Genomic DNA, 25,311 nt, shown 5'->3' on the forward strand with positions numbered 1-25,311 from the left:
CCTGTATCCATGCAATTCAGATGACAAAAAGGACAGCTACAATCTGCAGAAAAACCCGAGAAACACAGGTCGAATTAACCCTTACGATTGATGGGGATGGAAATAGCAATATTTCTACTGGTGTTGGCTTCCTGGATCATATGCTTGATATACTCACCAAACATGGTCTGTTCGACTTAACTATTAAAGCAAGCGGAGACCGCATTGTGGACGACCACCACACAGTAGAAGATGTGGGGATATGTTTCGGTCTGGGAATTAAAGAGGCATTAGGCAACAAAAGGGGAATTCGGCGCTTCTCAAGTTCAAGCATCCCTATGCAGGAAGCCCTTGCCAATATCGCGATCGACATCAGTGGCAGACCTGCGTTGGTCTTTAACGTTACATTCCATACAGAAAAAATAGGAAATTTTGATGTGGAACTTATTGAAGAATTCTTGGAGGCCTTTAGCACAAATGCGGGCATTAACCTGCACGTGAATGTTCCGTATGGCAGCAACGCTCATCACATAGCAGAAGCAATATTTAAAGGACTGGCCAAGGCGTTAGAAGATGCTGTTCAGGTTGATAAACGCATAAAAGATATCCCATCAACGAAAGGGGTACTTTAAAAACTTTACAGACAAAAGGAAATTTTGTATGTTGAAAAAATATATCCAGTTTTGTGTCCCACCGATATTTGTTTTTTTCCTACTTACTGTCTTTTTATCTTTCGCGCTTTATGCGCAGCTTGCTGACACACCTTGGCCCATGTTCAGGCACGACATACAACACACAGGAAGAAGCCCTTATGTGAGCATTCAAAAGCCAGTTCTAAAGTGGACATTCCAAACCCAAGGACCTATTGCTTCTTCTCCAGCTATTGGGGAAGATGGCACAATTTACTTTGGCTCGAAAGATAAAAAACTCTATGCCGTTACACGAAATGGTAAACTTAAATGGGTATTCGAAACACAGGATGAGGTTGATTCATCACCTGCCGTCAGAAAGGACGGCACGATTCTCTTTGGTTCCTGGGATAGCCATCTCTATGCGTTGAATCCTGATGGGAGTATCCTTTGGAAATATAAATCCGAAGGCGGTATTATTTCTTCCCCGACCATTGCGCCCGACGGAACGATCTATGTCGGATCCTGGGATAAAAAACTTCACGCTATTACTAAAGATGGCAAATTAAAGTGGACGCAAAAGACCGCCGATCACGTGGCCTCATCACCAGCCATTGCACCTGATGGTATGATCTATTTTGGTTCCGGGGACTATTATTTATTTGCCATGAAACCAGAAGGCAAGGCTGTATGGAGTTTTGGCACCAGGTACCTCTTAGATGCCTCTCCCCTCATCGCTCCCAACGGGAACATTTACATAGGTTCTGAGGATGCCAGATTTTATGCCTTTCGTGCAGACGGACATACAGAATGGACGTTTGACACCAAGTACGATATCGATTCTTCTGCAGCTATCGACACAGACGGAACTATATACTTTGGCTCGGGAGACAACAATCTCTATGCATTTACTTCCTCAGGAAGGCTAAAGTGGTGTTTTGAAACTGACTCCTCTGTTCATTCATCTCCCGCTATTGGCGCAGACGGTACCATTTATGTTGGTTCCAGAGATAAAAAATTGTATGCCCTCAATTCCGATGGAAATGTGAAGTGGATTTTTGAAACGGGAAGCGCAATAGAATCGTCACCTGCTATTGATGCCGATGGCACCATTTATATCGGTTCTAATGACGGGAAACTTTACGCTATAGGGGAAGCTTTCCAACAATAATTAGCGTAAAGCCTCCGAACAAGAATAAAATTTTTATACCTTCTTTGTTTTATTTGTTTTCTGTAACAATCATAAGAAAAGGCCAGCATTTTATGCTGGCCTTTTCGTTTAGTTGTGTCTGAAACTTTTTCTGAACAATCTTCTATCAGTTTATCGTCCAACCTTGACGGTTTCATTACGAATTTATGACTTCATCTTCACCTTAACATCTTTAATTTCTTCTGGAGACCCACCAGCTCGCGGTAACCCAGCGCTTCCAGAACCTCCTTTTATGGCCTCCATCTTCCTGGCGCCCTTTTCATCCATGGCATTTGCAAACCAATACAGGAATGTAACAAAAAATGTACCGCCCACAATGTTACCAAGGGTAACAGCGACAAGATTCCAACCAAACATCTTACCCCATGAAATTGCCGCTGGATCATGCGGTAATAAGTTCGCAATTGTTAATATTGTCATATTCGCAACGCTGTGTTCCATGCCTGTCGTAATGAAAGCAAATAAACACCACCAGATCATAATCAACTTGCCGGAATCGCTCGTACATCTAAAGCAAGACCATATTGCCAGACAGACCAGCCAGTTACAGAAGATACCCCTGAAGAATAGCTCCCACCATGGTGCAGTAGACTTATAGGTAGCCACCTTGAGTATAAATGACTTCCAGGGATCAGGGGCAAAGATACCGGCGACAATAATCATAAGTGCAAAGAGCATTGATCCACCCAGGTTCCCTAAGTATGTCCAAAACCAACCCAGCATGGAATCGGCGAGCGTTATAGTGCCCCTCAGTGTTCCTTTAAATACAAGCAGGTTATACCCGGTAAACAACTCGGCTCCACCAATAATTACTAATGACAATGCAATACCAAAGGTTGCACCCGCAACTATCTTACCAATTCCTGGATTTAGTGCCGCAACAGGCGCCGCACAAATAAATGCAAGGATGACGCCAAACCCAATATAAAAACCAGCCATCACAGAAAGTGTCAAGAAACCCGTTAGACTATGTTTCATTGCAGTGGCTTTCTTGAGAGACACCGCTGCAATTGCATCTACGTTCGCAGTATATAACATTAATTGTTCTCCTCTAAAATGTTGTTGTGAATATCAACTTCAAAACAACACCCCTTTTTTAACATATCTCTCCTCTTAGTACAAACTTCTAACATCCAACATTCAAAAACTTTTTTAACAATTTTTATTTTTTATCATACCTCCTTTCCCTTATTTCTTAACAACCAGTCAAACAAATACCTCATCATTTGAACCACGCTTTAACTCTTTTCCTTGAGAATCATTTTGTTCATATCCATGATTTGTTCCAGGTTGCGTACCTTGTCTGCCAATTGTTTTTTTTCCAACGCTTTCTTTCCTATATCGATTACATCTTTTTGTCTGAACGGCTTCAGTATGCAATCATACACTCCACAGCTAGCCATCCGGTCTGTATCGTAGATATTCGGGGAAATAATTGCTACAAGCTCTGCATCAGGGTTAGAAAATTTGATCTTCTTTAACATTTCGCAACCTTCGGAAGGCCTTACACCTAAATCGACAATAATCAGATCGTAGGCATTTCTCCCGAATAACTCTGCCGCACCACTCCATCCAGTGCCATCGCATGTTCCGAAACCTTCTCGCCTAAAGGCACTTACCAATGACATTCTAACCTTCTCCTGCTCTTCTATAATTAAAACCTTTGACATAAAGATCTTTTCGATTTTAACACAAATATAATGTTTTATTGTTTGGGAAGACTCCATTCTGGGGTTTTCGCGTGCTCTTCAATCTGTTTTTTGAGCATCGCATTTTCTTTTTCAACTTGCTCCAAATTCCCCATAAGTTCCCGAATAGTCACATCCTTGTTACTCAATGTCTTCTTTGCAAGGGACAGCGAGTCTTCTAATTCCCATATCTCTCTTTGCAACCGGGCCTTTTCCTCCTCCAGTTTTGCTTTTGCATCTTCGAGCTTTATGTTCACAACCTTCAGTTGTTCACCCTGCGTCTTAAAAGAAGCTGCTATTTTTTCTGCATCTTCTTTTTGCCGTGTAATATCACTAACCATCTTATTCAGCTCTTCCATAGAACCAAAGGCCTTCATCACTCTTTGTTCGAGTTGTTCGTGGAAGGTTTTTTCTCTGACATAGCCAGCTTCCTTCATGGCATAGTATTTATTTATCATCTTGGATGCGAACCCCACATTCACAAACAGCAGTATTATAATAAGGGTTTTCGCATTGACGGATAAGCCCTTTACAGTTTCATTTCCCATAATTTTCTACTCCTCGTTCAGCGTATTTAAATTCTTCTAAAAATAATCGCCTTATCTTTCCGTAATATCCCTAAATACACCTTCAATTCGTACCGGTTTACCGTTTTCGTCACGCACAAGATTGCACGTCCTTTCTGAAATGAATCGTTCACCATTTTTTCTCTTGCAATATGATGTAAAATCCCGCCATACCCCCTCTTTTTCCAGCTTCTCGACCAACTCTTTCCGATCTTCGGGATTTACATATACATCTTTAACCCGTGTACCAATTACTTCTTCCGGTGAACTGTAACCAAGTATCTCGGCACCCGCCTGGTTGATCCATGTAAATACCCCATCTTCAGTGGGTTCACACTGATATATCCCTTCTTTCAACGAATTCAGTAATTGCCTATGATGTCTTTCAGATTCTTGCAATTCCTCCTCGAGTTTCTTTCGTTCGGTAATATCTCTGAATATTCCATCAATACGAATAGATTTACCCTTCTCATCGGTGACCAGATTGGATGTCCGTTCCATATAGAAGCGTTCACCATTTTTCCTCTTACAAAAAGACTCAAAACCCTTCCAAACGCCTTCTTTGGAAAGCTTTTCAACAACTTTCATACGGTCATCCGGATTTACATAAATATTCTTTACCTTCATTCCGATTACTTCTTCAGGAGATTCATAACCCAGAACTTCGGCTCCGGCTCGATTAATCCATATAAACGTCCCGTCCACTTCGGGTTCAGATTGATAAACACCTTCTTTTAGGGAATCAAATAACAAACGATATCTCTTTTCTGACTCGGTGATTTCTTGCTCTGCCTTCTTTCTCTCTGAGATATCCCTGAATACTCCATAGATAGCCACGGGATTTCCCTTTTCATCCCTCAACATATTACTTGTACGTTCTGCATAAAAATTCTCACCATTCTTCCTTTTGCAAAGGGACACAAATTCCCTCCACACCCCGTCTTTTTCGAGTTTATCACAGAGGCGTCTCCTGTCCTCTGAATCTACATAAATATTTTTTACCTTTGTCCCTATCACTTCTTCCGGGGTGCTATATCCAAGTATTTCTGCACCGGCCTTATTGATAAATGTAAATACACCCTCAACACCAGGCTCAGATTGATAAACACCTTCTTTTATGGAGTTAAATAATTCTCTATACCGCTTTTCAGACTCCACTACCTCTCTCGTTTTCTCATCCAGAGATTTCGCCATTGCATTAAAGGAATTCGCTAATTCACCAATCTCGTCTTCCCTCTTTATGTCAACCCTTTGGGACAAATCCCCGGAGGCCATTTTTTTCGTTACTTCAGTCAGCTTAAGAATCGGTATTGAAGTCTTTCTGCCAATAAAGTATGCAACCATCACAATAGGAAATGCAATCGCCAATAACACAGAACTCACGATATAATTAAGATTATAAGCCGCACCGTAACCTTCATCCCTGTCGATTTCAGCAACAACCCCCCAATTATACTCTGGCAACCAGCGCCATACCCCCAGTACCGTTAAACCGCTGTAGTCCTTATAACCTTTTGCATCAAAACCGCTATTCCCTGCAATACACTGCTGAACACCGCTGGTTAATTCACCGGTTTCCGGATTAACCAGCTTTAATTCCAATGCGCACCTTTTTTTCACCAATCCCATCTCTCTTAAATGTGCAGCAAATCTCGATTCGGTGATCATATACCCATCTTTATTCACCAGATACGTCTCTCCCGTCTTCCCCAAATGAAGACTTAACATCAGATCGTTCAGGGTATTTGTATCAATTCTCAGCGAAACAACACCAACTACAACCCCATCCCTATCTTTTAATGGTGTTGAAACAAACATAGTGGGCAAACCTAGTTCTTTCTCACCCAATTCATTGATAAGTGGAATTTCAGACGGAATAACGCTAGATATGAAGGTGTTCCCTTGCATCGACTGTTTGAAGTAATCCATTTGTGAAATATCGATTCCTACGCCTTCTTCTACAGTAGCAACTGTTACCAGCCCCTTATCGTTGCTTACAAGAACACCCTTATAACCATACTCATCCCTCACTACCTCAAGATACTGTACGATATCCGGATAATCTTTATCATCTTTTGTGATCTTTGCACATTTCACCATCAACGGATTATTTGCAATTACGCGGGCATTCTTCATCCTTTCCTGTACCCAGGTAGTTACCAATTCTGCCTGTTTATGCCCAATACCATCGAGGTTTCGTATGAGTACTTCTTGAAGGTCTGCCTGGACCCTTGGATATGCTATGATCCTTAATAAAACAAACGGGAGTAGCGTAAATACAATGAGTAAAAAAATAAGCCGGTTTTTAATCGAGATATACATAATTTTCTCCGTAATTTAACAATTACTTCTCCAAATCCGTGAATAATTCCCCCCTCTACCATCGTGTCGCACAAACACATTACCACCAATGTGTCGGATAATCCCTTTTCCCCATTTTATTAAAAATGACACCAATTAATACCAAAATAAAAGCGCCCAAAATAACAGGATTTAAGATGTACATATATCCAACACCTAATCCCCCGGTCTGAACAGCCACATATGCCGTTGCACCTGCCGGTGGATGGATCGAATAAGTAACCGTCATAAGCACAAGCGCAAGGGCAACACCAAGCGCTATAGACCAAAATGCTGTACCAAAAAAGTCATGTATCGTTACACCAATACATGCTGCAAGAAAGTGCCCGAGTAAAACATTTCTCGGCTGTGCGAGTGGTGCCTTATAAGCGCCATAAATCAACACGGCGCTTGCGCCAAATGGCCCCAACAGCGTGGGACACTTCCAGAGATACGCAAGCAACGCTGTAAATCCTACCCCCAAAAATGCACCCCACAAAGAAAGCCATACCTCCCGTGCAGGGATCGCAGGTTGGGGCGATCTGGGTAACTTTTTTATAAACGTACTAATCTTACTTATCTCGTCCATTATCGGCATGTTTCTATTCTCCCTATTTGAATACCCTCTAAAAACGCCTTTTAAACGCGATGAAAAACCCTCTTTAGCTTCTTCAAAATCCTCTTTTACCTCAAACTTAACGTCTATAACTTTTTTAACCTCGGTAGTTTTTCTCCTCTTAAACATCTGCAGTACCTGATTATCCTCCACAACTGGAGACTGAAATTTCCATTGTCCTAATAGAATAACGAAAGATATACCAACTTCTGACGAAAAACAAAATGCCACCTATATTTCATATAAGTGGCATTAAATCAACAGCTTATTACAATAACAACATTCTTTTGTGTCTCTAGTACCCAGGGTTTACTTGTTCACAAATACATTCCATTATGCAACGATAGTTTCATGATGAAATTATATACCGATCGTGTCCGAGATTTCGTGCTGTGGTTTAATCCGGTATTTTTTAATCTTCCGCCAAAGGGTCGTTGTTGATATTCCAAGTACCTGAGAAACCTTTGTTTGATTACCACCATATTTGTTCAGGGCCTCAACAATTGCATTTTTTTCCTGTTCTGCGAGCGTTGTCACAATAAACGATTTCCTCTTCTGGTCCTCCAGGGGCTCCCGGCTAAGTATTGCAAATTCTTCCACAGGGAGCGGAAGTTCGTCTACATTTATTATCTCGCTCTTAGACAAAGTAACAGCCCGCTCTATTATGTTCTGAAGCTCTCTGATGTTACCAGGCCAATCATAGTTCACTAACGTCCGCATTGATTCTTTGGAAAAGACCCTTTTCCCTTTTTTCAGTTTTTCTAAAATTTTTTCCAAAAAATATTCCACCAAAAGCGGAATATCTTCCCTCCGTTCTCTCAGCGGTGGAAGATGAATGCGTATCACGTTAATCCGATAAAAAAGATCCTTTCTGAATTTCCCCAACTCAACAGCTTTTTCTAAATTTTCATTGGTAGCCGCAATGATTCTCGCATCCACATACATGGCTTTGTTTCCGCCAACCGGTCGTATCTCACCATCTTGCAAAAACCGCAAGAGTTTTACCTGTGTAGAAGGTGAAGTCTCACCAATCTCATCTAATAAAATCGTCCCCCTTTGCGCCTGAAGAAATAACCCAACCTTATCTTTAACAGCCCCCGTAAATGCTCCCCTCATATGTCCAAACAGTTCGCTTTCCTGTAAATTTTCCGGTAACGCACCACAATTAATTACGACAAATGGGCCGTCTTTCCGAAGACTATTGTAATGGATAGCCCTTGCAATCAGCTCTTTTCCCGTCCCACTCTCCCCCGTAATCAGGACTGTACTTTCTGTACGACATACATGTGAAGTTATTTTTAATACCTCCAGCATGGCGTTAGAATTACCCACAATACCCTCGAATTTATATTTATCTCTAATTTCTCCTTCGAGATACCTGACCCGGTCTTTCAAGCTCTTCTTTTCGATCGCTTTTTTTGCAACTTTCAAGATTTCCTGGTGACGAAATGGCTTCGTCACATAATCGTATGCCCCATCCCGAATCGCTTGAACTGCCGTGCTAATGGTACCATAAGCAGTAATCAGCACCACTTCCGTGGATGGATTTGCAGCTTTTACAGCCTTGAGCACTTCCAGACCGTCAACTTTTTTCATCTTTAAGTCGGTGACTACCAGGTCATATACATTATGACTATCCAGTTTTTGAATGGCCTCTTCCCCGCTTGCAGCACCTTCAACCTGATATCCCTCATCTCTAAAAGCAATCACGAGGGATTCTCTCATGGCATCTTGATCTTCCACAACAAGGATTTTACCGTTTTCCATAGCTCTTACATCATCCCATTAAAAAGTTACTCTGGATTGCCAATTTTTCATTTCCCACAGGCAACTTGACATAGAAGGTTGTCCCCTTGTTCTCTTTACTCTTCGCGTCAATGGTTCCCCCGTGGTCATCAATAATACGCTGGACCACTGAGAGACCCAAACCTGTACCTTCTGATTTCGTCGTATAAAAAGGTTCAAATATTTTGTCCAACTCATGGGCAGGTATACCGGCCCCGGTATCTGATATCACAATCTCCACAGCATCTCTTAAAAAAAGATTTGTTTTTCTTACCATTATCTTGATCTGCCCACCATTAGGCATAGCCTCCAGAGAATTTACAAACAAGTTCCACAATACCTGGTGGATTAAATCCGTATCAATGTAGACCTTCGGTAATATGCTTTCATAAATCTCCTTTATCTCTATCTGGTCTGTAAATCGACTATCCTGCTCTAACAGGAAAATGGTATTTTTAATTACTTCCCGGATATCCTGCAGGGAAAAGGAAGGTTCTCGCGGATGAGCAAAAGTCAAGAAATCACTGATGATCCTATCCAATCTTTCGGATTGTCCTACAATCATCTCCAATAAATCCTTATCCTGACCTGTCAGTTTCAAATGGGTATCCAGAATTCCCACAGAGTTACAGATCGCCCCCAGAGGATTTCTGATCTCATGTGCAATCGCTGCAGCAAGCTCACCCATTGAGGCTAATTTTTCTGATCTCCGTACTTGCTCCTCCATCTTTTTTCTTTCTGTAATATCCCTTACAAATGCCCTCACGCAAATACTTTCGCCCGTTTTGGTATTATAAAGGCTTGTTCCATTAATCTCGACATTGATTTCCTTTCCTGATTTTGTCAGGAACACAGTTTCTAATTCATTGCTTCCAGTTTCTTTGATCCGTTTCATATGTCTCTTTATTTCCTCGCGGCATTCATCTGGTACAATGCCTTCGAGTGTCATCTGCCTCATTTCTTCTATTGAATATCCCAGTTTATTCAATTCCGTCTTATTTACGTTTATAAATTTCCCTTCGAGACTAATTTCATGAATCATTTCCGGTGCGTTTTCTACCAGATCCCGATATTTTTTCTCTGACTCCTTTATCGACAGAAAAAGCCTTTTATTTTCGATGGCAATAGCCAATTGTGGAGTAATTTGATTTAATAAGCCAAAATGTACCTCCGTAAAAGCATCTTTCCTTCTGCTCCCCAGCGTAATAGCACCGGTGGTAATTCCTTTCAATTTCAACGGAAAACATAAATAAGAATGTATACCCTTCTCGTACAATTTCCGATCAAACAGATACTCTCCTTCGGTCGTATCCGCAACAACAACTGGGACGCCCTTTTCCATAGCGATACCCTGCGCCGTTGCATGAAATGGATACTGACAGTCCATAAACCAATCAGTGGATAATAATACACCTTCAACAATATTGGAATTTTCCGTAATTTCTGTCCCATCGATGAGGTGCGCAACACCGAACCAGGTAAAATCGATCATGCGTTTCAGCTCAAGATAAATATTTTTGTAAACCTCTTTAATATCTAAACCCGATGCAATTACCTTATTGACATTATTTATAATTTCTTTTTCAAGCGCCACCAATTTCTCTTTTGTAATATCCTTTGATATTACTACAAATCCAATCGGATACCCATTTTCATTGCGTCGTAATGTAAAAGTGACATGAACAGGAAAGATCTCGCCGTTTTTCCTCCTTCTTATTACCTCACCCTCATATCGACCCGTTCTCCGCGCCACATCTAAAATACAATCCACCTTCCCCGATTTCACATCTTCGGCAGTATGAAGATCCCTCACATTGGCTATTCCAATCACTTCTTCAGGTCTATAACCATAAATCAGGCTTGCTCCCGCGTTAAACGCAAGAATATTTCCATTCAAATCTTGTGCAATGATGGAATATTCTGTTGAACCAGCCAAAATACTATTTAAGAAATTCGTTGTCTCCTGCAGCTTAAGGGTTCTCTCCTTTACGGTATTTTCCAGGTCAGTCGTATAATTTTTTAATTTGACCGTTTTTTCCTCTAGAGATTCTGCCATAACGTTGAACGCCTGCGACAGTTCACTAATTTCATCTTTTTTGCCACTGTCTTTTACCCGTTGTCCCAGGTCGCCACCGGTGATTCTTTTCGTTACTTCTGTTATATTGAGAATGGGGGCTGAAATCCGTTTACCAAGGTAAAATGCCGCCAGAAGCAATGGGAAAGCCAACACCAGCAGCATTGAAAGAACAAATCTTTTCAAGCTGTAAGCCGCCCCATACCCTTCCTTGATATCGATCTGCGCAAGCAAACCACAGTTATGCTCGGGAATCCAACACCATGCCCCCAGGACATTCCTGCCATCGTAATTCATATAACCTTCCATATCGTATCCGTCTCTACCATTCAGGCATTTTTGAGCCCCATCGGTAAGCTTTCCCGTATGAGGATTTACCACCCTCAATTCTAATGCTGTCCTTTGGTGAATTAAACCCGCTTTTTTTATCACATCAGCAAACCTCGACTCCGTTAGCATAAAGCCCTCTCGGTTGACAAGAAAAGTTTCTCCTGTTTTTCCCAGCTTCGCACTTTTCATGATTTCGCTGAGTGGTAATGTTGTTATTTTGAGAACGACCGCCCCGAACATAAGATTGTCAGAACCAATGAGCGGAGCCGATATAAACATCATCGGTTCATCACTATCACCCTTTTTGTTCTCGCCTTCACCCGGAAGAAGACGTTGAATTCTGGATATAAAAATACGTCCATTCAATGCCTCTCTGCAATAATCGTAACTTATCATGTTGGAGCCTACCTGTTCCCTTTCCGTGGACACAAGCACTGTTCCGTCCCGCGAGGTAATATATACGGATTTATACCCGTACTCTGTTTTAACCATCTCGATATACTCATAGAGCTTTGAAAAGTCCCGGTTCCTGCCATCTACACTACGTTCCCATACGGCAGAGACATTTTTACTGACAACCTTTGCGTCATGCTTCCTTTCGCCAAACCACATTTTTACAATTTCTGCCTGTTTTTGCTTTACCCCCTCCAGATTTCGTATCAAAGCCGCTTCCAAATCCTTTTGTGCCTTGGGAAAAGCCATAAAACGCAATAACAATAATGGCGCAAATGAACATACTAAAAGTATCAGTATGAGCTTGTTTTTAATAGACTTTAATGAAAACATTTTCCCTTACTATGAGTAATATATAACAGACCATCGGACATTGAATAATTATATGGAAAGGGACAAAGCCTCTCACTTAATTGGCTGATAACGTATTGATACATCCCCTCGGCTTCTTCCGGCGACATACCCTGCTCTGCCTCGTAAAAATAACCTAATCCCAAATCCTCGCCTCTGGGTGCCATTATACTCCTTAATCCATATTCTAAAGGGTTTTGAGTAATCGGAGAATCCTTTTCCATTCCAAAAAGAGACGGCAAACAGGAATAGCCCAGCGATTCGAGATATTCTTTTTTGAGTACGAAGTCAAGTGTTTCCAATGCTTCTTTTTCCGTTTCTGTTGGAAACCCAATAATTATATAGAGGTGGAATGCTATGCCTATTTTCAAACATTCATCTAATATCCTTTTTACGACGTCCACTTTTATTCCCTTTTTCATTAAATTCAACACACGCTGATGGTACGATTCCAGGCCAAAAACCAATTTTTGACATCCGGATTCATACATCTTCCCCAGCACATCACCATTAAGGGCATTCTCAAATCGTACCCCTCCCATCCATTTTATATCCCATTTGTTTTCGAGCAGGCCTTGAGATATCTCCCGTAACTGATTAACGGGAACGGATTCATCCGTAAAGAAAAAATATGGCGTATTGTATTTTCGCGAGAGTTCATGGATATCTTCCAGGAGTAAATCCGCTTTCCGCAACCGAAAGTTCCTATGGTCCAGATGCAGGTTACAAAAGGCACATTTCCTGTAATAACATCCTCTAGATGTTTGCACAGGCAGGACGGATGCAGGGGCGTGATAAAGCCTCAGGGGAAACCCATCAAAGTCGGGTGTAGGAAGCTTATTCAGGTCTTCCGCATAAAATGGCTCATTGATCCGGGTAACGTTGTTTTCCCGATAAATCAGATTGGGTACCTTTTTAAAATCCCTCTTGCCATCAAGCTGTGCTGCGAGTTCCAATAAGGCATGCTCGCCCTCAAAAACAACAAAGCTATCCACAATCGAAAAGAGACTATCCACCTTTTTCAAATTTTCAATGAGCTTCGTAAAAACACTTCCACCTATGGTAATGTGCACCTCTTTGTTCCGATCCTTTACCAGTTTTGCAAGGGTGAGCCCCGGAATAATCTGAGAAGTGCTGGTAATGGAAATCCCCAACAATTTTGGAGAAAAGTCCAGGATGGAAGAAAGAAGATGATCCTTATAAAGGTTGAGGAATATGTTTTCTTCCTCATCATCCAGTGCCTTAAAAATTTCCAGGGAGGAATAGACGGAATACCGCATATCGTTGTTGAACGCGGTCAGCGATGAAGGATAATACAGGGTTGACATGATCCTAAGGGATTCATTAACGACATTGACACTTTCAATATACCTTTCGAGGTCATAAAAACCCTCAGACCTTAAGGTATGTTTCGCGGGTTCCACCTTTTTCATTATATCAGGAAGGGTTTCCATCGCATGAATCAGGGCCTGGCGTTTTTCGTGTTCACCAGGAGCGGCACCCCAGTGGGGTGCCGCTCTCATAGTATCCATGTGCCTTAATTTATCTATAAGCCTCTGATAAAATTCACCGCAGGTCTTTTCGCTAAGGAGTATATCCAGCAACTCGATATTAACATCTCTCTGGACGACATCATGAACACCGTTTTGTCTTAAAAAAGCCGTTAAAGAGGGTAAGCTGAGGTAAGGCTGTGAAGGATGCCACGACGGTGGGAATATAAGCAGTATTTTCATTACTTCACCTTTTTTATCCCCCCTCTGCCTTGCCAAGGGATTTAACCTTTGGCGGCATGATCGAATCCAGATGCAACGCCTCCCTCCCTGCCAGAACGTCCATTTGCTTTTGGGCCTGTATTTTTACCGGTAAACCATATATCTTGATGAATCCAAGAGATGCACTATGATCGAAGGTATCTTCTTTCTGATACGTAGCCAATTTTTCGCTGTAAAGGGACAGCGGTGATTTACGCCCCACCACGATACATGTCCCTTTCGATAATTTCACACGGATCGTCCCCGTCATAAGACGCTGACTGCTCAGCACGTATGCTACCAGGTCCTGGTGAAATGCAGAAAACCAGAGTCCATTATAAATCAAATCCGCATAGTGCGCAGAAACAATATCCTTAAACCGCAAGGCATCCTTTGTCATGATCATACCTTCCAGCGCCTTATGCGCCGTATGCAGGATAACAGCTGCAGGTGACTCATAGATCTCCCTTGACTTGATGCCTACCAGTCGATTCTCAAGGTGATCAATACGGCCAACACCGTGCTTTCCTCCCCTCGCATTCAAGGTATTGATAAGAGTAACCCCATCCATTTCTACATCGTTAATAGCCACGGGAGTCCCCTTTTCAAAAAGAACCTCTATATATTCCGGTTCATCGGGAGCATCCTGTGCACCTTTTGTCCACTTGTAGACATCCTCCGGAGGCTCAGCCCACGGGTCTTCCAATATTCCACACTCAATACTTCTCCCCCAGAGATTTTCGTCCGTACTGTAAGGACTCTTGATCTTTGCCTCTACCGGGATATTATGTTCCTCAGCATATCGAATCTCCTCATCACGCGTCATCTTCCACTCACGTACGGGGGCAATAATCTGCAACTTAGGATTCAATACCTGCAGGGATACATCCAGGCGTACCTGGTCATTCCCTTTACCAGTGCAGCCATGGGCCACGGCATCTGCCTTCTCCTCCTGTGCTACATCTGCCAGTAATTTTGCAATGAGCGGTCTCCCTAAGGCCGTCGCCAATGGATAAACCCCTTCGTATAGTGCCCCAGCCTGTAAAGCCGGAAAGATAAAATATTTGACAAAGGTATCCTTTGCATCAATGACAATTGCCTTCTTTGCACCAATTTTCAATGCCTTTTCCCGAATGGCATCAAGATCCTTTACCGCACCAAGGTCAATAGTCACCGTAATAACATCCATATTATATTTTTCGGGAATCCACTTGATCGCCACGGAGGTATCCAAACCGCCCGAATAGGCCAGTACTACCTTCTTCCGTTGTTCAGACATGTATTAAAATCTCCCAATGTTTATTTCGGATTTAGATATTCGAATTTCGTATTTATGCCTATAGCAGCACCATTTCAAAATGAAATTATAGCACACCTGGGGTAAGAATCAAATCATTTTCAATATGAAATAGTTAACCATAGCACACTTACTCAAAATAAATATCCATTTGACAAACCTTGAAGGAAGTGCTGAAATGGCAAATGTCTTTTTGTGGAACAGTTTATCATGGCAAAGAAAATACCTGACCGATTTCAAAAATGGATTGAAGCAAGGAAACGTTTTCGCCTCTCCCATGCTCATATTCAGATGGCCAGAGAACTAGGAATGGAACCGGGGAAATTTGGGAAGTTGGCAAATCACAAACAAGAACCCTGGAAAGCCCCTTTACCAATATTTATTGAAAACCTTTACTTTAAGAGATTCGGCAAAAAATGCCCGGATGCGGATTGAGCAATCCGGAACTGAATCGGAAGAAATTTAGTAAATCTGCTGTAAGGAGCGCGTGTGATAAAATCCCTCTGTTCATCATAGTCATTTTAATGAAATGAGTGGGAAAGGTTCCGCCAAAACTAGTGTAGTAAAGGTATTATATAGAAATCGGGACAAAAAAGAGGCAAAATATTTTATGTTGACAACCACAGAAAACTTATTTAAAAGTAAATTTATTCTGAAAACTTTGCTCTTTGTGATGCCTAAGTCTCTTAATAAAATATTCTGACTATTTTGGCAAAAATTGATAGGGGAAGGGTTTCTCCTCCCCTCCAAACCGCACAGGCAGGCGGTAGATAAACCCTGCGTTACGAGTTTCTACTTACTCCGCTCAGGATATAATTTTTTATTCGACTGAATAAAAAAACTCTTCGAACACTCGCAAAATGAAGAAATAAAATGGCAGAAAGACCAAATAAAACCACTGAAGAGCAGAGACCTAAAAGGATGGGTGAAAGACCAGTTGGTATAGCAGGTATTATCCCAATTACAGCATACCTCATCATCTTCTCCGGCTTTCTCCTTTATAGCATCATTCAATTCTGGCCAATTTTACCTCCATCAGAAGGAACAAATCCTGATCAGTTAGTAACCTTCCTTTTTTCAACCTTTTCAATTTCAGATGAAATACGTTCCATCCTCATTGTAATGCTTTCAGGCGCTCTGGGTAGCCTGGTTCATGCCCTCAGGTCATTTTATAAATACGTCGGTAATCGGGAATTGGTGTGGAGTTGGCTTGCTATGTATATCATGTTACCTTTTGTCGGTGCAACCCTCGGATTTGTTTTTTACCTTATCATTCGCGGTGGTTTTTTCCCGCAGACGGCAGCCAAGGATACAAGTCCCTATGGTTTCATGGCAATGGCCGCGCTGGCTGGTCTATTTTCAGAACAGGCAATTCTTAAACTGAAAGAAGTAGCGGAGACCTTACTTGCCAAACCTGAAAAAGGGAAAAATCGCATATCTGAAAAACAAGAGCAAGGTGCAGAGGAAAACAAGAAGATGTAAAGCGAAAAACACAATAATATTTTCATAAAAACGGGTTTTTCCGTTGGTCTTATACCCGGCTATAACTAATTCAATGGGAGATTTTTAAATGCCAAATACACTTGAAGATAAAGATTGGAATAATCTTCTTGATAGAATCAAAGCTGGAAAATGCACTCCCTTTCTTGGAGCAGGCGCATCTTATGGATTACTTCCGCTGGGGAAAGATATTGCACAAAAGTGGTCAAAGGAGCATGACTATCCATTAGAAGATTGCAGCAATTTAGCCCGAGTAGCTCAATTCCTTGGATAAAGTTAGTCCCGATATAGCAAATCCAATAGTATTCCACCTTCATGGTTCTGTCGAAATGACAGAATCTCTTGTACTTACCGAAGATGATTATTTAGATTTTCTTATGAGTTTCTCACAGGATCAACAGCTACTTCCACCAATAATCCGGGCGGCATTTACGGGTACATCGCTTCTTTTTATAGGTTATCAAATATCAGATTGGAATTTTCGGGTTCTTTTCCGCAGTCTTGTAAGTTATATGAAAAAAAGTCTTCAACGATCTCATATATCTGTACAGATAGCGCCTGGAAAAGAGACGGATCCAAAGGATCAAAAGAAAAAAGTGCATGAATATCTTGATCATTATTATAAAGGGCTTAATATAAAAGTATATTGGGGAACAGTTGATCAATTTACCACAGAATTGAGAAGCCGATGGGAGGCATTTAAAAAATGACGCGAGTATTCCAACCTTACATTGGTCCACGCCCATTCGAGGAAAATGATCGTAATATCTTTTTGGACGAGATCATGAAGCAAATGAACTCCTTTCTCTGATTATTGCTCAAAGAGAAGTACTTCTTTGTGCCCAATCAGGTGCAGGAAAGACAGCACTTCTGAATGCCAAACTAATTCCCATACTATTATATATCCAATTAGGAGATTGTTATAGGTTAAGCGGAAATTATGACAAGGCAATGCAAAACATCGAGAGGGCAATAGAATTGTCTCCAAAAGATGCCTATGCTTATGGAGTTCTGGGAAGAGTTCAATTTGCCCGGAATGATCATGAGAATGCAATTGATAGTGCAAAGAGAGCAATTAGAGTACAACCCTGATTATGGGAATGCTTATTCTTTATTAACAGATGTATATTGTGAACAAAATCAGAAAGAGTTCGCGGAAGAATTACTGAAGGAATATCTTAAGAAATATCCGGAATGAATTAATTTCATCAATAATACTTCTGAGATTTTCTAACAAGTTCATAAGCAGCTTAAAAGTTACTTTTCACATTCGTACATCATTTTGCCCGCAACAGTCTTATTTCCTCATAGGCGCTTAGCGCCTCATGATCGACAAAATTTTGTCGATGTTTTGTTATATAGTTCAGTTCATGGAGGGGGTTTCGTGGCATAGATAACCCCCTGACTCCCTTTTTTTAAGGGGGACTTAAGGAACTTGCACTTTGTTAAAGGGGATAAGCCACCTCATACCCTGCCAGCGGGGACAGAGAAGTCCCCCTTAGCAAACTATGGGGCAAGGGGTTGTAATGCTGCTGGTATTTCGGGTTTGGTTTAATTGTTCAAGGTTGCTGTAGTTATACCTGCCCTTTAGGGCCACCTTTCCCAAGCAGAGTCTTGGGAAAGGCGTAGTATCTTATAAAAAATATTTTGACATTTTTAGCAAAAATATGAATAAAACTAACCCTGTCAGGGTTTAAAACCCTGACAGGGTTGACTCACAAATTTCGTGCTTCGGTTTTTGTCTTTTTCCGACTCGTTCGAGTCAGGAATAATCATTTCTAACTTTCCCTCTTGGTTCGCGGGTGTCCCTCAGTTCGTTTCAGTGAAACCGGCATTGAAAATTTTGCTCAGGCACCACTTCGGCTAATGCCTCTCCTATGCGCCAGTTAGGAACATCTACATCATCGTTTTCCAATGACTGAATATCTACCATTAATCCGTCAGAAGAAAATCCGGTTTCTTTCTGAAGGGCCCGCAAAACATCTAATAAAGACTCCCGTTGCCCCCTATCAAGAAGATTACCCTTTACCGAACCCTCTAAATTCAGAAGGCATTCAAATACCGTTTGAATTTCATGCCGTTTTTTGATAACATTTCCCATTATGGAATCGCTTACTCCAGTAAACTTCCTCGGCAAGGCGCGCATACATGTCTTGCTCTTTATTGCAACGTTTTTGACCACGTATTATGTTAATGGTTTATGGTACTCCATTACCATAATGACCATCCTGCTTTCGCATGAATTAGGACACTTTTTCATGTGCAGGAAGTATCGTGTTGCAGCCACGATGCCTTATTTTTTGCCCCTTCCGTTTCCGCCCTTTGGCACCTTCGGCGCTGTGATCAAGATGAAGGGGCTTATACCTGATAAAAGGGCTTTGTTCGACATTGGTGCAGCTGGCCCTTTGATTGGACTTTTATTTTCCATCCCTGCTATCATTATCGGGCTCATCCTTTCTGATGTACGCCCTGTACCCAGCGATACCTCCCAATATCTCGGACTTGGAGAACCGATCCTGTTCTCATTTATCGCCAAACTCGTACTGGGAAATCTCGCCGATGGTATGGATATTTATCTTCACCCGGTTGCCTTTGCCGGTTGGGCAGGACTGTTTGTTACAGCACTCAACCTATTGCCAATCGGACAACTTGACGGCGGACATGTCATGTATGCATTGTTGGGCAAAAAAAGTAAAATTGTTTATACGATAGGTATTCTTATTTTTTGCGTAATCGCCATATTGCTGTATCCGGGATGGATGGTCTTTGCCGTACTGCTCCTGCTTTTTGGATTCCGACACCCCGCCCCAATAGACGAGAACTCCGCACTCGACCCTAAACGTAGGATACTCGGCGTTATCCTGTTTATCATATTTTTCGTATCCTTTACCCCAGTGCCACTTAAACTTTAATTGATATGAAGACAAAAGTAGTTATTGCCATGAGCGGCGGCGTTGATAGCAGTGTTGCCGCACATTTTCTGGTAGAACAGGGCTATGAGGTCATCGGCTTGTTCATGCGTCTGGGTATTGACAAACTTGATGCGATAACAAAGACAAAGGTCTGCTGCAGCCTTGAAGATGCCAACGATGCCAGAAGTGTAGCAGATCAGCTGGGTATCCAATTCCATGTCTTAAACTTTAAGGATGCCTTTGATCGCATCATTGACACCTTTTGCACCGAATACCTCAACGGAAGGACGCCCAACCCATGTATTCTCTGCAATCAGGAACTCAAATTTGGCCGGTTGTTGGATTTCTCCAGGATGCTGAATGCCGATTTTGTCGCCACCGGACACTATGCAAGGACAGAAATGTATAATGACAGATATCTCCTAAAAAAAGGTATTGATGCCCGTAAAGACCAATCATACGTGCTGTTCTCATTGACTCAGGGTCAACTCTCGAGAACCCTCTTTCCATTAGGTACGATAAACAAAGAGTCTGTTCGTGAAGTGGCCAGAAACTTAAATTTAAAAACCAAGGATAAACCAGAAAGCCAGGATATCTGTTTCGTCATGGACAATAACTACCATACCCTTTTATACGAAAGGTTCGGAAATTGTATAACTTCCGGAGTTCTCAAGGATACGCAGGGAAATATTCTGGGAAGGCATCCTGGGGCACCTTTCTTCACTATTGGACAGCGTAAGGGACTTGGCGTTGCCCTGGGAACACCACGATATGTCGTTGATATTAATCCACGGGAGAATACCGTTGTGATTGGTACCGATGACGAACTTCTGGAAGATGAATTAGTGGCATCAACTCTCAATTGGGTATCTCTTGATGAACTTGATACACCTATGAAAGTACAGGCGAAGATACGATACAATCACGTCCCGGCACATGCTACCGTGTATCCTTACGGACCAGATAAGGTACGTGTCGTGTTCAAAGAGCCACAGAGGGCCATTACCCCAGGGCAGGCAGTTGTTTTTTATGATAATGATACGGTCGTCGGGGGGGGATGGATTGGGAGGAAAAACAGGGAAACTGCTTAGCCATGTCGGGCTTTAGACTCAATGGCCATATCGCAAGCGGCTCCCGTGAGAGCTTATTGTAGCAGCGACAATAATATAAAGAAACAAATCCCCTTGGCCCCTCCTTTACTAAAGGGGAATTTATGGGAATTAATTTACGTTGTTCACTATAGATGTTTTGATGAGCTCTCTCGCCGAAAACAAAGCAGTATGGGACGTACATGGGTTTCGGTGTGTGGACACAACCGAAACAGCGAGGCAGTTGACCCTATTTTTGCAACATGAAAGAATGTTATCTTATCTTGAAATTTTCTATCTTCATTCTTCATTTTCCACTTTATCAATCTCACCTGATCTACCCTCCTGGTTAACTTTTCTTTTCCCTTTGGCAAAGGGAAAAGAATTTGACTTATTTCTCCAAATTTAATAAAGTAAACACCCGTAAATATTTGTTCTACAAAGGGCATAAAATCTCCCTTAAAAGTAGTCCGCCTTTGGCAGCGACTTTTAGATACACGACAAATGCCGGTTAAAAACAACCCCCTCACCCCCTTTATTAGGGGGGATTTTTTAGTAGAGACGACCCGGCGGGTCGTTTCTACCGGCCTCCTATAGGAGGCCAGGGGGGGATTCAGGGGTTGTCTGTTATGCTATGATACAAATTTTGAAATTTCTAAACATGAACACGACTACCATTAAAAAGTCAAAAACAACCGAATTAACAAATGAGCTAAATCGGCTCATCGGAAAGGAAAATGTGCTTCACAAACTGGAAGACCGGATATGTTATTCATACGATGGCTCCAAACAAAAATGCGTACCGGATGTTGTTGTGCGGCCACAGTCTACCCAGCAAGTCTCCGACACATTACGATTTGCAAACGAACACGAAATCCCTGTTTATCCACGTGGTGCCGGCTCAGGGCTTACCGGTGGCGCTGTACCGGTAAAAGGCGGGATTGTGTTAGATTTCACCAGAATGAATCACATGCTGGAGATCATTCCTGAAGACCTCACAGCTACCGTGGAACCGGGAGTTGTCACCCAAACATTACAAAATGAGGTAGCAAAATACAAACTCTTTTATCCACCGGACCCTGCAAGTGCTCCATTCTCCACTATAGGCGGCAATGTCGCTGAATGTTCAGGCGGGATCACAGGTTTAAAATATGGGGTTACCAGGGATTATATTCTATCACTGGAGGTTGTCCTTGCCGACGGAAGTATTATCCATACGGGCCGCAAGACCTTGAAGAGTGTTACGGGTTACGACCTCACTCGTCTTTTCGTAGGTTCAGAGGGTACGCTGGGTGTTTTTACAAAGATCACGGTAAAACTGATTCCACTTCCGGAAAAAATTGAAACACTTTTGGTCTTTTTTGCGGAGCCACAGGACGCAGTTTTAGCCTCAAACCGGATCATCTCCAATAATCTCTTGCCTCGAGCACTTGAATTTATTGACAAATCAAGTATCGACTGTGTGAAGGGGTATAAGCAGGAAATCCAAATCCCTGCAGAAGTAAATGCCATTTTGCTCATAGATATCGATGGAAAAGATACCAGTGTTAAAACAGAAGTTTCTCGCATAGAGAAAATTGTCGCAGAAAATCATGCACTGAAGATAAGTTCCGCAAAAAACCCTCAGGAGCGGGACGCACTCTGGGAGGTGAGGCGCGCCATCTCTCCGGCACTTTATCATATAGCCCCTTATAAGATCAATGAAGATATCTGCGTTCCACGGAGTCAAATATTAGAAATATTGCACAGAATAAATGATATCAACAAACGATATCCTTCTTTAAAAGTTGCTTCCTTTGGGCATATTGGAGACGGCAATATTCACGTGAATGTTATGTACCACGAAGGAGAGCAACAACGGTTATCGGCAGAAAGGATGATCGAGGAGATTCTCCGCAATACTGTCGAACTTGGTGGAACAATTTCCGGCGAACATGGCATTGGGAATGTAAAATCGGCCTTTCTCTCCCTTGAGATTCCGCCCATGGAATTAGGAATCATGAAGGATATTAAGCACATCTTGGATCCCAAGGGTATATTGAACCCCGGGAAAATGTTTTTAGAATAAACACTGTTTTAAACCACAGAGACACAAAGGCACAGAGAAATTTATAAAAGTATTTATTGTTTAATATTTCAGCTTCTGTTCTCAGTATCTCAGTTCATCTGAGTTATTTTATTTACTGAAAAAAGCATATAACCAGAAAAGGAGATTTTTGTATATGGCGTTATCCAGAATTGCCAGGGAGGTAAAGACATCGGCAACACTTGCCATCACCGCCAGGGCCAAACAATTAGTGACAAAAGGCGTTGATGTTATTGGCTTTGGTGCGGGAGAACCTGACTTTGATACACCTGAAAATGTAAAAAATGCTGCCATCAAGGCTATTAAAGACGGCTACACGAAATACACCCCTACCTCAGGCGCACCGGTATTAAAAGAGGCCATCTGCGAAAAACTTTTTAAAGATAATCACCTGAAATATAACCCCTCACAAATCATTGTGTCTGCCGGAGCAAAGCAAGCCATTCTGAACATTGTTCTTGTTTTATGCGACACAAGAGACGAAGCAATTATTCCCACACCCTATTGGGTAAGTTACCCGGAAATGGTGATCATGGCGGGTGCAACACCGGTATTTCTAAAAACCACAGACAAAGAACATTTTAAAATTAGCAAAGAGTCTCTCGCAAAGGTTATCACACCAAGATCTAAATTACTCTTTATAAACAGCCCCGGTAATCCGACAGGTATGGTTTATACAGAAAAAGAACTACGGGAAATCATAGACTTTGCTGTAGAAAAAGGACTTTATGTCATCTCCGATGAAATTTACGAAAAGATATTATACGATGGCGCCCGACATTTTAGCCCGGCATCTTTTCATGAGGAATGTTATAAAAAGGTTATTACAATAAATGGTTTTTCAAAGGTATATTCCATGACCGGCTGGCGTTTAGGTTATGCCGCAGGCCCCGAAGAAATCATCAAGGCAGCAACCAATATACAGGATCATACAACTTCCGGAGCCAACTCTATTACCCAACTGGCAGGCGTAGAGGCACTCAAGGGCAATCAGGATTCCGTAGGGATGATGGTTCATGAATTTGATAAACGAAGAAAATATACCGTTGAGCGGCTCAATAAGATAACGGGGGTGTCTTGTTTACTCCCGCAAGGGGCCTTTTATGCCTTCCCCAATGTGTCTGATTTGTACAAAAAGAAGATTGGCGGACAGTTGGTAACGAACTCATTCGATTTAGTAAACCTGTTACTTGAAAGGGCACATGTCGCCTTTGTCCCCGGCGCCCCTTTCGGGTCAGATGAATACATCCGGATTTCCTACGCAACCTCCATGGGGAATATTGAAAAGGGGCTTGACCGGTTTGAGAAATTTTTGGGCTGCTAGTGTTTGTTCTAAGTGGAGTACTGCTGCAATCCAGGCGCTGTCCAAAAGTATTCTGAATAAGGTCGAACAGGAAAGGATTATGGAACACCTGCGTGAATATATTGCAGATTCAGAAGATGAGAACCGATGGGACATTTTATTCACGGATACGCAATCAGAATTATCAACACTTGCAGAAGGTGTAAGAGAAGAGATAGCCGAAGGTAAAGCTAATGTAAGAAATGACTAACAACTCACTTCTGTAGACATACTCCCGCACACCACTGAATTTAGCAGATTTGAGCGTGACATTCACAATCCCGTGTTAGAAAATGCCGACAATTATAGAATAAAGATAAAAATGAATGTTGGGCATCAAATAAATTATCATGGACTACAAAATTAACAGACTTTCCGATTACTCCGATGACAGTTTGCTCAATGAACTCAAGCGAGTTGCAAAGCTGATCGGGAAAGATATCCTGACCCAAAAAGATTTTAGTCAGCATTCTAAAACAAACCATAGCACTATTGTTAAAAGGTTTGGATCATGGAACTCTGCCTTAGAACGAGCAGGGCTTCATGTTGGCAGAAAAGCTAACATATCTACTGAAGACCTATTTAGCGAAATCGAGAAGGTTTGGAATCGCCTTGGACGTCGACCACAATATAGGGAGATGGAGCGATTTGGAAAATTCTCATTGAAACCCTACGAGAATAGATTCGGAAGTTGGATAAAAGCAGTCGAAAAATTCGTTAAGTGGAAAGAAGATAAAAGACCTATAGTCGAAAAAGAATTGAATACCATTAGCCCAGAAATTCTAATTGATACTGTTAAGGAACGAAAAAAAGTCAAAAAAGTTGAATATGGAGAACCAATAGATTTCTTAGGCCTTCGCCATGCACCATTAAATGAACAAGGTGTTGTATACCTATTTAGTATCCTCAGTAGAAAACTGGGATTCATTATCGAAGCTGTTAGAACGGATTTCCCAGACTGTGAGGGGAAAAGGGAGATACCAGGGAAACCAGGTAGGTGGGAAAGGGTGTCTATTGAATTCGAGTTTAAAAGCTCCCATTTCAAAGATCATGACCATAACCCTGACGAATGTGATGTCATTGTTTCCTGGGAAAATGACTGGAAAGATTGTCCTATTGAGGTAATTTCATTAAAGGAAATAATGCTAAAGGCAAAAAAGTGACATTTGCCCAACAACTGCATGCACAAGGGCGCCCTTAAACTCGTGCCTGTGATGCAGGACGTATGCCGTAAAATTATTTCACTTAAGAAAACTAATGAATTTGCCTAATGTGAATTAGTCATTGGATAATAGAAAAACAGTCTACAACACC

General features: G+C 41.8%; 23 protein-coding genes. 13 read left to right on the forward strand and 10 right to left on the reverse strand.

Annotated elements, in window-relative coordinates; genetic code table 11:
• Window positions 1–20 precede the first annotated feature (20 nt).
• On the forward strand, window positions 21–611 hold the full coding sequence (gene hisB, locus E3K36_08125) for an imidazoleglycerol-phosphate dehydratase HisB (protein ID MCF6155206.1): 591 nt from the start codon (window positions 21–23) through the stop codon (window positions 609–611).
• Window positions 612–639: 28 nt separating this feature from the next.
• On the forward strand, window positions 640–1,779 hold the full coding sequence (locus E3K36_08130; GenBank protein MCF6155207.1) for a cell surface protein: 1,140 nt from the start codon (window positions 640–642) through the stop codon (window positions 1,777–1,779).
• A gap of 183 nt (window positions 1,780–1,962) precedes the next feature.
• On the opposite strand, the gene E3K36_08135 is transcribed toward E3K36_08130, so the two are convergent.
• The 9 genes from E3K36_08135 to E3K36_08175 form a co-directional block, all read right to left on the reverse strand.
• Complete coding sequence (locus E3K36_08135) at window positions 1,963–2,856, reverse strand: formate/nitrite transporter family protein (protein ID MCF6155208.1); 894 nt, start codon at window positions 2,854–2,856, stop codon at window positions 1,963–1,965.
• A 200-nt stretch (window positions 2,857–3,056) separates the two neighbouring features.
• Window positions 3,057–3,545 carry a response regulator gene (locus E3K36_08140; protein MCF6155209.1) on the reverse strand — a complete coding sequence of 163 codons (489 nt, stop codon included), beginning with the start codon at window positions 3,543–3,545 and terminating at the stop codon, window positions 3,057–3,059.
• Window positions 3,524–4,054, reverse strand: coding sequence for a hypothetical protein (locus E3K36_08145; GenBank protein MCF6155210.1), 531 nt, complete (start codon window positions 4,052–4,054; stop codon window positions 3,524–3,526). Before E3K36_08145 ends, E3K36_08140 begins: the two co-directional genes overlap by 22 nt.
• A gap of 51 nt (window positions 4,055–4,105) precedes the next feature.
• Window positions 4,106–6,394, reverse strand: a complete 2,289-nt coding sequence (locus E3K36_08150) for a PAS domain S-box protein (protein MCF6155211.1) — start codon at window positions 6,392–6,394, stop codon at window positions 4,106–4,108.
• Window positions 6,395–6,473: 79 nt separating this feature from the next.
• The gene (locus E3K36_08155) at window positions 6,474–7,259 is read right to left on the reverse strand and encodes an HPP family protein (protein MCF6155212.1); all 786 of its coding nucleotides are present in this window, start codon (window positions 7,257–7,259) and stop codon (window positions 6,474–6,476) included.
• A 129-nt stretch (window positions 7,260–7,388) separates the two neighbouring features.
• Window positions 7,389–8,795 carry a sigma-54-dependent Fis family transcriptional regulator gene (locus tag E3K36_08160; protein ID MCF6155213.1) on the reverse strand — a complete coding sequence of 469 codons (1,407 nt, stop codon included), beginning with the start codon at window positions 8,793–8,795 and terminating at the stop codon, window positions 7,389–7,391.
• 10 nt (window positions 8,796–8,805) lie between these two features.
• Complete coding sequence (locus E3K36_08165; protein MCF6155214.1) at window positions 8,806–12,003, reverse strand: PAS domain S-box protein; 3,198 nt, start codon at window positions 12,001–12,003, stop codon at window positions 8,806–8,808.
• On the reverse strand, window positions 11,991–13,745 hold the full coding sequence (locus tag E3K36_08170) for a radical SAM protein (GenBank protein MCF6155215.1): 1,755 nt from the start codon (window positions 13,743–13,745) through the stop codon (window positions 11,991–11,993). The genes E3K36_08165 and E3K36_08170 overlap by 13 nt, the downstream gene beginning before the upstream one ends.
• Before the next feature lie 22 nt (window positions 13,746–13,767).
• On the reverse strand, window positions 13,768–15,051 hold the full coding sequence (locus tag E3K36_08175; protein ID MCF6155216.1) for an argininosuccinate synthase: 1,284 nt from the start codon (window positions 15,049–15,051) through the stop codon (window positions 13,768–13,770).
• A gap of 228 nt (window positions 15,052–15,279) precedes the next feature.
• Here E3K36_08175 and E3K36_08180 point away from each other — a divergent pair, with 228 nt between their 5' ends.
• The 5 genes from E3K36_08180 (at window position 15,280) to E3K36_08200 (ending at window position 17,661) form a co-directional block, all read left to right on the forward strand.
• A complete protein-coding gene (locus E3K36_08180) occupies window positions 15,280–15,504 on the forward strand; it encodes a hypothetical protein (protein ID MCF6155217.1) in 225 nt (74 codons plus the stop codon).
• 438 nt (window positions 15,505–15,942) lie between these two features.
• The gene (locus E3K36_08185; GenBank protein MCF6155218.1) at window positions 15,943–16,551 is read left to right on the forward strand and encodes a hypothetical protein; all 609 of its coding nucleotides are present in this window, start codon (window positions 15,943–15,945) and stop codon (window positions 16,549–16,551) included.
• A gap of 88 nt (window positions 16,552–16,639) precedes the next feature.
• Entirely contained in the window at window positions 16,640–16,843 is a 204-nt protein-coding gene (locus E3K36_08190; protein ID MCF6155219.1) for a hypothetical protein, read from the forward strand.
• Window positions 16,836–17,279 (forward strand): SIR2 family protein, encoded by a 444-nt coding sequence (locus E3K36_08195; protein MCF6155220.1) that lies wholly within the window; start codon window positions 16,836–16,838, stop codon window positions 17,277–17,279. The genes E3K36_08190 and E3K36_08195 overlap by 8 nt, the downstream gene beginning before the upstream one ends.
• Before the next feature lie 97 nt (window positions 17,280–17,376).
• The gene (locus E3K36_08200) at window positions 17,377–17,661 is read left to right on the forward strand and encodes a tetratricopeptide repeat protein (GenBank protein ID MCF6155221.1); all 285 of its coding nucleotides are present in this window, start codon (window positions 17,377–17,379) and stop codon (window positions 17,659–17,661) included.
• Between the two features lie 727 nt (window positions 17,662–18,388).
• Here the strand turns inward: E3K36_08200 and E3K36_08205 are convergent.
• On the reverse strand, window positions 18,389–18,670 hold the full coding sequence (locus E3K36_08205) for a hypothetical protein (GenBank protein ID MCF6155222.1): 282 nt from the start codon (window positions 18,668–18,670) through the stop codon (window positions 18,389–18,391).
• Between the two features lies 1 nt (window position 18,671).
• Here E3K36_08205 and E3K36_08210 point away from each other — a divergent pair, with 1 nt between their 5' ends.
• The 6 genes from E3K36_08210 (at window position 18,672) to E3K36_08235 (ending at window position 25,160) form a co-directional block, all read left to right on the forward strand.
• Window positions 18,672–19,481 carry a site-2 protease family protein gene (locus E3K36_08210; GenBank protein ID MCF6155223.1) on the forward strand — a complete coding sequence of 270 codons (810 nt, stop codon included), beginning with the start codon at window positions 18,672–18,674 and terminating at the stop codon, window positions 19,479–19,481.
• A gap of 5 nt (window positions 19,482–19,486) precedes the next feature.
• Window positions 19,487–20,572, forward strand: a complete 1,086-nt coding sequence (gene mnmA, locus E3K36_08215; protein ID MCF6155224.1) for a tRNA 2-thiouridine(34) synthase MnmA — start codon at window positions 19,487–19,489, stop codon at window positions 20,570–20,572.
• 658 nt (window positions 20,573–21,230) lie between these two features.
• On the forward strand, window positions 21,231–22,637 hold the full coding sequence (locus E3K36_08220) for an FAD-binding protein (GenBank protein ID MCF6155225.1): 1,407 nt from the start codon (window positions 21,231–21,233) through the stop codon (window positions 22,635–22,637).
• Between the two features lie 154 nt (window positions 22,638–22,791).
• Complete coding sequence (locus tag E3K36_08225; GenBank protein ID MCF6155226.1) at window positions 22,792–23,979, forward strand: pyridoxal phosphate-dependent aminotransferase; 1,188 nt, start codon at window positions 22,792–22,794, stop codon at window positions 23,977–23,979.
• A 28-nt stretch (window positions 23,980–24,007) separates the two neighbouring features.
• A complete protein-coding gene (locus E3K36_08230) occupies window positions 24,008–24,208 on the forward strand; it encodes a hypothetical protein (protein ID MCF6155227.1) in 201 nt (66 codons plus the stop codon).
• A gap of 139 nt (window positions 24,209–24,347) precedes the next feature.
• A complete protein-coding gene (locus E3K36_08235; GenBank protein MCF6155228.1) occupies window positions 24,348–25,160 on the forward strand; it encodes a hypothetical protein in 813 nt (270 codons plus the stop codon).
• Window positions 25,161–25,311: the final 151 nt, after the last annotated feature.

Origin of the sequence: Candidatus Brocadia sp., assembly GCA_021646415.1 — a bacterium.
GTDB lineage: Bacteria > Planctomycetota > Brocadiia > Brocadiales > Brocadiaceae > Brocadia.

Coding starts and splice junctions, on each gene's coding strand:
- hisB (MCF6155206.1), top strand. CDS start 21: ATGACAAAAAGGACAGCTACAATCTGCAGAAAAACCCGAGAAACACAG.
- E3K36_08130 (MCF6155207.1), top strand. CDS start 640: ATGTTGAAAAAATATATCCAGTTTTGTGTCCCACCGATATTTGTTTTT.
- E3K36_08135 (MCF6155208.1), bottom strand. CDS start 2,856: ATGTTATATACTGCGAACGTAGATGCAATTGCAGCGGTGTCTCTCAAG.
- E3K36_08140 (MCF6155209.1), bottom strand. CDS start 3,545: ATGGAGTCTTCCCAAACAATAAAACATTATATTTGTGTTAAAATCGAA.
- E3K36_08145 (MCF6155210.1), bottom strand. CDS start 4,054: ATGGGAAATGAAACTGTAAAGGGCTTATCCGTCAATGCGAAAACCCTT.
- E3K36_08150 (MCF6155211.1), bottom strand. CDS start 6,394: ATGTATATCTCGATTAAAAACCGGCTTATTTTTTTACTCATTGTATTT.
- E3K36_08160 (MCF6155213.1), bottom strand. CDS start 8,795: ATGGAAAACGGTAAAATCCTTGTTGTGGAAGATCAAGATGCCATGAGA.
- E3K36_08165 (MCF6155214.1), bottom strand. CDS start 12,003: ATGTTTTCATTAAAGTCTATTAAAAACAAGCTCATACTGATACTTTTA.
- E3K36_08175 (MCF6155216.1), bottom strand. CDS start 15,051: ATGTCTGAACAACGGAAGAAGGTAGTACTGGCCTATTCGGGCGGTTTG.
- E3K36_08180 (MCF6155217.1), top strand. CDS start 15,280: ATGGCAAAGAAAATACCTGACCGATTTCAAAAATGGATTGAAGCAAGG.
- E3K36_08185 (MCF6155218.1), top strand. CDS start 15,943: ATGGCAGAAAGACCAAATAAAACCACTGAAGAGCAGAGACCTAAAAGG.
- E3K36_08190 (MCF6155219.1), top strand. CDS start 16,640: ATGCCAAATACACTTGAAGATAAAGATTGGAATAATCTTCTTGATAGA.
- E3K36_08205 (MCF6155222.1), bottom strand. CDS start 18,670: ATGGGAAATGTTATCAAAAAACGGCATGAAATTCAAACGGTATTTGAA.
- E3K36_08210 (MCF6155223.1), top strand. CDS start 18,672: ATGGAATCGCTTACTCCAGTAAACTTCCTCGGCAAGGCGCGCATACAT.
- mnmA (MCF6155224.1), top strand. CDS start 19,487: ATGAAGACAAAAGTAGTTATTGCCATGAGCGGCGGCGTTGATAGCAGT.
- E3K36_08220 (MCF6155225.1), top strand. CDS start 21,231: ATGAACACGACTACCATTAAAAAGTCAAAAACAACCGAATTAACAAAT.
- E3K36_08225 (MCF6155226.1), top strand. CDS start 22,792: ATGGCGTTATCCAGAATTGCCAGGGAGGTAAAGACATCGGCAACACTT.
- E3K36_08235 (MCF6155228.1), top strand. CDS start 24,348: ATGGACTACAAAATTAACAGACTTTCCGATTACTCCGATGACAGTTTG.